Origin of the sequence: Vibrio sp. 10N.261.55.A7 (genome assembly GCF_002877365.1) — a bacterium.
Taxonomy (GTDB): Bacteria; Pseudomonadota; Gammaproteobacteria; order Enterobacterales; family Vibrionaceae; genus Vibrio.
The window spans coordinates 1,539-7,830 of record NZ_MCWZ01000126.1 but is presented as its reverse complement, the minus strand read 5'-3'; the positions used below and the strand labels follow the sequence as shown (position 1 = coordinate 7,830).

Below are 6,292 nucleotides of genomic sequence, written 5' to 3'. Positions count from 1 at the left end.
TAATAAAGTGTATCGATTGTCGTTTATTTAATAGGAATGTGTTTGAATAAATAGGAAGTCTTTGTGAATCTAACCGACATTAAACTGGTTCCAGCATTGGTGGTTAATGGTCAAGTGATCTTTCATCCTAAAGAGAGTTATTCAGAAAGGATCACGGTCCATCAAATGTCGGACTTCTTAAAAGGTCATGAAATCATAAAAGAAAAACCGCCTGCAGAACCGAACTTAGTGGTTGTAAACTCGGGGGTCGTAGCCACAACGTATTCTATTTAAGCGCGTGAGTCATTCTGGGCAGTGAATCTGAGTGAGCGAAGTGAGGGGTAGACCGCTTGCTTAGCGATTGTTACACGCTTAGCGAATGACTGCACAAGACTAATTTGCATCGACAGCATTCGTTTGTTTAAAGCAATTGAACTGAATAAAGTGATCGATCTGGTTGGGAATATAGTGACTGTAGAGCAAGCTTGTATGGTTACTGTTGAGCTTTAAGTGATCCGTCATCCCTTCTATTTTTGTTTCTTCTACCGTTACTGTGCCGTCACACTGTTCGTTATCCAATAGAATAGGTCTTAAGCCGATAGGCAAAACACCCGCGATACATCCCAATTTTTGTGGAAATGACCACTCGTCCTGGTGCTTTTCAAGGCCATGTTTCGGGGAATTCCCTAATAGCGCGCCGAGCCCCATTTCAGTGAGCTTTTCGGCAATAGATGCCCCCTGTATTGGCGAACCAATCGCGACGACATGAGAAATACGCGTTTTTGCTGGATTTCTGCTGGCCAAGTAATGCTTGATCATCAGCCCACCTAAGCTGTGGCCAACGAGCACATTGGTTGTGAATGGGTCTAAGATGGTATCTATCTCTTCAAATAGGCTCTCTGCATCGATATTCACGCTGTTATAACTGACAACATCGGTTTGGTAACCAAGGCGGTTCAGCCTTTGGCTAAGTGGCAGCAGAGCAACGCCATGCATGTAGAGGCCGTGCAAGAAAACTATCTTCATTGATAACTCCTATCGCAATGCAATTCTTGTCGTGACCACATCCATAAATTTCAGCAGTTGTGGTGATTAGAACAATTTTCGAAATTCAAACTGGCTTAGAGCTTTTAGTCAATTTAGCAAAATTTGCAGATGTTGAGGGATTTATTTGATGACGATAGACAGGTATTCGAGCGGAAATGATGAAGTAGTGGGGCTGTGCATGTTGAATAAAACGCAAAGGGCACTTAGCTTGGTTTGTCGCATTCGTGCGTTGAGAAAATGGGATACCCGCTATGAATGTAGCTTAGAAGCCTAGGTATCGATATCTCTGAGCTCTTTAAGGGTTTTCCGAGCTCTGACGGAATTAGCGGCCCTGACAAGTGGTGTTTTGAAAATAATAAAGCGGCGCTGAGTGTCCTTACTAGAGTACCAGCGCCGCTTCATTGACATTGCTTCAGTGACTTGTTTCTACCACAAAGAGTGACAGGAACGTTGTTGGGTGCGTAATCCCAACAACGTTCCCAACAACTTTAGTCAGTTCAATTAGTTAACTTTGTTGAAACGCAGTGTTTGAACTTTTTGCTCACTTCCATCTATGAAGGCATAAGTATCAACAAACCAAACGTTTGTGCCAGCAAAGCCAAGCTGCATGCGTACATCTGCTGTGTTGACGCCATCGTAAATGACATCGTTAACATTCGTTGGGTAGAATTGGTAACGGTTTGCTTGCGGCAAGAATTCACCCGCAAAGTTGACTGTTACATTTTTTGCCTTGTTGGTTAGGTCGAATTGGTAACCTTGCTCTGCAGTGTGAGAGAACTGAGCAATGAGATTCACGCCATCGTCGTTTGTAAGTGTAATGTCGGCTTGTGTTGTTTTTACCAAGTGACCTGTTGCTTTAATTGCGCTGGCCATCTGGTTTTCCGTGATGTGGTTGCGAATTGTCACGTTCCAATCACCAATAAAGTTATTTAGCTCGTCCCAGTTTTGATTGGCTGCTGTGCCGTTCCTACTATTACCCCCACCAATGGTAGAAATAGCCTCATCACGGCTTTCGTGGCGAATATTGTCACGGTTGTTTTGCATATCCGCTGCTGCGCCACCGACACCACCAGCAACACCGCCAGCAATAGCACCGGTTACCGCGAGTTCCGGTTCACCCGTTAACGCGCCCAAGGTTAAGCCCAGTAGAGCACCACCTACCGCGCCTTGCTTCGTGGCAGCGTTCGGATCGTCTTCGCCAGGAGTGACACAACCCGCTAAAAGGGGCAAAGAGAGCGCAGCGATTAAAGAAGTTTTGGTGATGTATTTCATAATGTTTTCTCTAGTAAGGCTTTTAATAAAACGATGTTTTTTAACTTGGTTTGGATTATACGTAGAGAATTTTCTGAATCTAGTTATATCGGTGATAAGCATTAGTTATCACGTAACAAAATGTGAATGTCCCATTTCGACGTTTTAATGGTCTTTTACTTGCGCCGAAAAGTGAAAAGCTAGCACTTTGAAAGCGTGCATATTTTTGTCGTTTCCGCTGGTGGTGAGCGAACGACTTCACTGTTTGGTTCGATTTTATGGGTCAAAAATGGAAAATATCGGATATACTGTATGTACATACAGCTCTGGTGTAATTATGTATCAATCGATTCAAATAGCTGTTGGATACAGCATTTTTAGGCTCAATGATGAAGGACCAATTGGTGTCAGTAAGAGAAATGACGGCATGATCAGCGCATTGCTTAAACGAGGGGATCGATTCTCAGCCCCATTTGGTGGTTTTGTAGAAACCAAGAATGTCCTTGGACTTAAGAAAGTGAAGCTGCTTGACGTGAAGTTCTTATGCAGTGACCGGGAAGGTGTTGATGTTGAATACGCAATACCCAGAGAGCACTACCTAGTTGGTGGCTATATTGAGAGTCGCTTATGTATTCTGCTGTTCGATGGCAAAGTGAAACACTATTTACGAAAAGATGCGGACCAAAAGGACACGAATAACGTATTTGGCCTATTTTGATGGGTGTTCGGGTTCTTTGGCTTTTCGTTCTTTATTTCACCGACGGGATTGCTGATGGCCTTATAAATTGCTTTGTAAATTAAATCGTAGAGTGCTTGGTAGCTGACCTTAGTAACTGCGCCAGTATTAGCGTGCCGCCTTTGCTAGTTCGGGTTGTTTCTATTCTATTGATGATCATTGCGTAAGGCAGAAAACCACTCTTGACCTGACTTTCGGAATCAATCAAAGTGGCTCGATAGTTTACATCGTTTTGGAAGGTTAAGATGACAAAGAAAATCGTACAGTTTGAATATGAAAAAGAAACGAAAAATAGCGTCCGCTATAAAGAAGTTCCTGAAGAAGGGACTGCGCCAATCGTTGGTTCTCTCTACGTGCAAAAGTGGTTTGCGGGTGAGAGTAAAAACTTAGAGATAACGATTGAAAAAAAGGACTAACAATCCAAATATTAAAGGTAGCGGTGCGTGATACCCACCGCTATTTAGAGTTAAACAATCACTTTAACACGCCCAACATCACCGCTTTCCAAGCGTACCTTGATACCATGAGGGTGATTGGGAGATTTTGTTAGCAGATCTTTAACGATGCCTGACGTCAGGGTGCCAGTTCGTTGGTCTTTCTTAAGTACAATTTTAACTTCTATTCCTGGGCGTATGTTCGCACGCTGAGTTCCGCTCATTGCATAACCTTTTGTTGTATAGTTTGTCTCTCGTTGCGAAAGTTACCTATATTCAGCCCAATACACAAGAACTAGTGTCATGGGTGTTTGCGCTGAACTTGTTTCATAAACTTAAGTGTAAACCTAAAGAAATAGACTCTAATTAATTGATTCTTAATTATTTATACATTCTAAGTGACACGGCTGAAATTTGATTCACTCACAGAACTTAAAACTCTTCAGGGACTTCAAATTCCATGTCTTGTTCTGTAACAGGGTGACGAAGTTTTAAATACCCCGCGTGAAGATGAAGCCGAGAATCTTTAAAGCCATAGAGATCATCACCGACGATGGGCGTATTTAACCCAGCCTGATGGGCACAATGCACTCTAAGTTGATGAGTACGGCCTGTTGTCGGATACAGATAAACCTTGGTGCGACCATTCTCAACAGACAGCACTTCAAAGCGAGTCTCTGCTTTTCGCCCGTGCTCATGACAAACCATTTGCCGTGGCCTGTCTTGCATATCCCCCGTCAATGGGAGATCAATGACACCTTCTGTTGGGGCAACAACACCTTCAAGCAAAGCCGTATAACGTTTTTGAACACAGCGTTCGATGAATTGTTTTTGCACGTGTTTATTGGTTTCAGCCGTCAGCGTAAAGACCAACAAGCCTGATGTTGACATATCCAGCCTGTGAACGAGTAAGGGGCCGGTTGCGTCAGGGTATCTTTCCTGTAAGCGAGCAAGTACAGAGTCGCTGATGTGTTTACCAGACACGGAAAGAAACTCCGCAGGTTTGTTGACCACGACGAGAGCCTCATCTTCGTAGACGATCTCGAGTGTTTTGTTCAGTGAAGGGGTTTGTTCGAGTGGACTTTCGTCGATTTCTATCCCCTTGAGCATGAACTCCAGTATCTCAAAGCATTTACTTTGGCAAACAGGGTAGAGGTTTTTGTGTTGGCGAATTTGGTTGTAAGGCGATTTCCCCCACCAGAACTCACCCAGTGCCAACGGTGTTAGCCCTTGTGCAAAAGCGGCTTGAAGCAGCTTAGGCAGATTTTCTTCAATAGAGTGATGGATTGGGTTCCGTTGCGTTTCGTTGCAGTTAAATAATTGGTACAGGCTTTTTGTGTCACCGAGTGCATTCGTCAACTGACACGCATTTTGTTGTTCTGTATCTAACGACTCAATGACTTTTTGGCGTTCACTTTTGAGTGATAAAATGCAGGCTTCATGGGAATCAATCTTGTCGTCTATGGTATCAAGCTCCTGCTTCCATTGAGTTTTGAGTGTTTTAAATGCGCGTTTATCGCTACTACTTTGAATACCAAGCTGTTTGATTACGTCATCAAGTTGTTTTTTGTCTTTATCTTGATGAAATTTAGCCTTAGCAGTATCGCGCTTTCTATTCCTCTCTTTCTTATTGTTTTCCATTGTTTGTTGAAAGCTCGTGCTCTCGCGTTCCGAGAAAAGAGTCAGCTCTTTCTTGCGACTTTTTAGCTGGCAAAAGGCAATGTCATTGACGGCGGCGTTGATGTCACTCGATAGAGTTGAGGCCTTGAGCTGGAGAGAATCAATAGTTTGCTGATGTTCAGAGCTGATTGGATGCGAGCGTGCAAAAAAGGACGGTGCTATATTGTCTTGATTCGGTTTCCCTCTGTATGAGGCGAGAAACCCAAGCTCTCCTCTCGCTGACCTAACCACCAATACAGCAAACATATTTCCCTTTGAATGGAAGTCATGTGCCCATTCTGTTTGTGTCTCTAGGTAGTTCTGCAGTTCGTTGATAGCAATCTGTGCGAGAGGGTGCGGGTCATAGTAGTAGGGAAAGGTAAAGTGATTTGGTAGAGCTAAATGGTCCACAGGCGTAGAGTATGAAAATAGATCTGGATGTTGCTCGTGGTTTCGTTTCATGCAGTGGTTATTCTCAGAAGCTTGTGGTTGCTAGTCTACCGATTGAGTGCATAGGAGTATAGATAAGTATGATGGATATCATTAGATTGTGCGAAGATCAAAAGTAATAGCTGAAAAGCTCAACAGCGCTAAGGTTTACATTGTAAATTAACTTGAATTAGGTTTGTCTGTTTTGTGCTGAAAGAAGAAAGAAGAAAGAAGAAAGAAGAAAGAAGAAAGAAGCCATGTGCTGGAATATACGGAAAAGAAAAACGCCGCATCCTTGCGGCGTTTGTACTTCGGCGGCCAAACCGGAAACTTGTCTCTTAACTTTAGTGTAGGAAGAGAATGAGAACTCTGCCCAGTAAATTTAGTTAAGTGTATAACTGATCGTTTGTTTTCCCGTTGCTTGCTTCATTTGGGAAAAGTAGTGATGAGACTTTTGTAGCGTATCCATTTCAAGCATCCATTGAGCACTGCGTTGTGAGGCGCAAAACTGACCAATATGCGACACCAGATCTTCACTGTATTTATTCAAAATGTTGAGGGTCTTGTAGACCAAATCACTCTCCTCAATCGAAATGAACTGCAACTGGCAATAGCATTGATTGAGTACATGGAAAGCACATTGTGAACGCCCCATTTTGATTAACACCTGAGATTGAGAAATGGCAGTGTCCCTTAAGGTCGATACAAGGGCAACGAACTGACATGGCTCTATATTATCGGCATAAAGAGAACTATT

8 protein-coding genes are annotated in these 6,292 nt (G+C 43.1%); 3 read left to right on the top strand and 5 right to left on the bottom strand.

Going from position 1 to position 6,292, the window contains the following annotated elements; all coding sequences use genetic code 11:
* Window positions 1-63: 63 nt before the first annotated feature.
* Window positions 64-273 carry a hypothetical protein gene (locus BCU12_RS08660; RefSeq protein WP_102403936.1) on the top strand — a complete coding sequence of 70 codons (210 nt, stop codon included), beginning with the start codon at window positions 64-66 and terminating at the stop codon, window positions 271-273.
* A gap of 99 nt (window positions 274-372) precedes the next feature.
* Here BCU12_RS08660 and BCU12_RS08655 read toward each other — a convergent pair whose 3' ends face one another.
* Together BCU12_RS08655 and BCU12_RS08650 are read right to left on the bottom strand one after the other, a co-directional pair.
* Window positions 373-1,005 carry a cobinamide adenolsyltransferase gene (locus tag BCU12_RS08655; protein ID WP_102403935.1) on the bottom strand — a complete coding sequence of 211 codons (633 nt, stop codon included), beginning with the start codon at window positions 1,003-1,005 and terminating at the stop codon, window positions 373-375.
* A gap of 522 nt (window positions 1,006-1,527) precedes the next feature.
* On the bottom strand, window positions 1,528-2,298 hold the full coding sequence (locus tag BCU12_RS08650) for a hypothetical protein (protein WP_102403934.1): 771 nt from the start codon (window positions 2,296-2,298) through the stop codon (window positions 1,528-1,530).
* Window positions 2,299-2,614: 316 nt separating this feature from the next.
* On the opposite strand from BCU12_RS08650, the gene BCU12_RS08645 reads away from it, so the two are divergent.
* Window positions 2,615-2,995, top strand: a complete 381-nt coding sequence (locus BCU12_RS08645) for a hypothetical protein (RefSeq protein WP_102403933.1) — start codon at window positions 2,615-2,617, stop codon at window positions 2,993-2,995.
* A gap of 263 nt (window positions 2,996-3,258) precedes the next feature.
* Complete coding sequence (locus BCU12_RS23445) at window positions 3,259-3,429, top strand: hypothetical protein (protein ID WP_198599287.1); 171 nt, start codon at window positions 3,259-3,261, stop codon at window positions 3,427-3,429.
* A 50-nt stretch (window positions 3,430-3,479) separates the two neighbouring features.
* Here the strand turns inward: BCU12_RS23445 and BCU12_RS08640 are convergent, their stop codons facing one another.
* The 3 genes from BCU12_RS08640 to BCU12_RS08630 form a co-directional block, all read right to left on the bottom strand.
* Window positions 3,480-3,671, bottom strand: a complete 192-nt coding sequence (locus BCU12_RS08640) for a YwbE family protein (protein WP_102403932.1) — start codon at window positions 3,669-3,671, stop codon at window positions 3,480-3,482.
* A 208-nt stretch (window positions 3,672-3,879) separates the two neighbouring features.
* Window positions 3,880-5,568, bottom strand: coding sequence for an RluA family pseudouridine synthase (locus BCU12_RS08635; RefSeq protein WP_102403931.1), 1,689 nt, complete (start codon window positions 5,566-5,568; stop codon window positions 3,880-3,882).
* A gap of 349 nt (window positions 5,569-5,917) precedes the next feature.
* The coding region (locus BCU12_RS08630; protein ID WP_102403930.1) for a hypothetical protein at window positions 5,918-6,292 on the bottom strand (375 nt) is incomplete at its 5' end.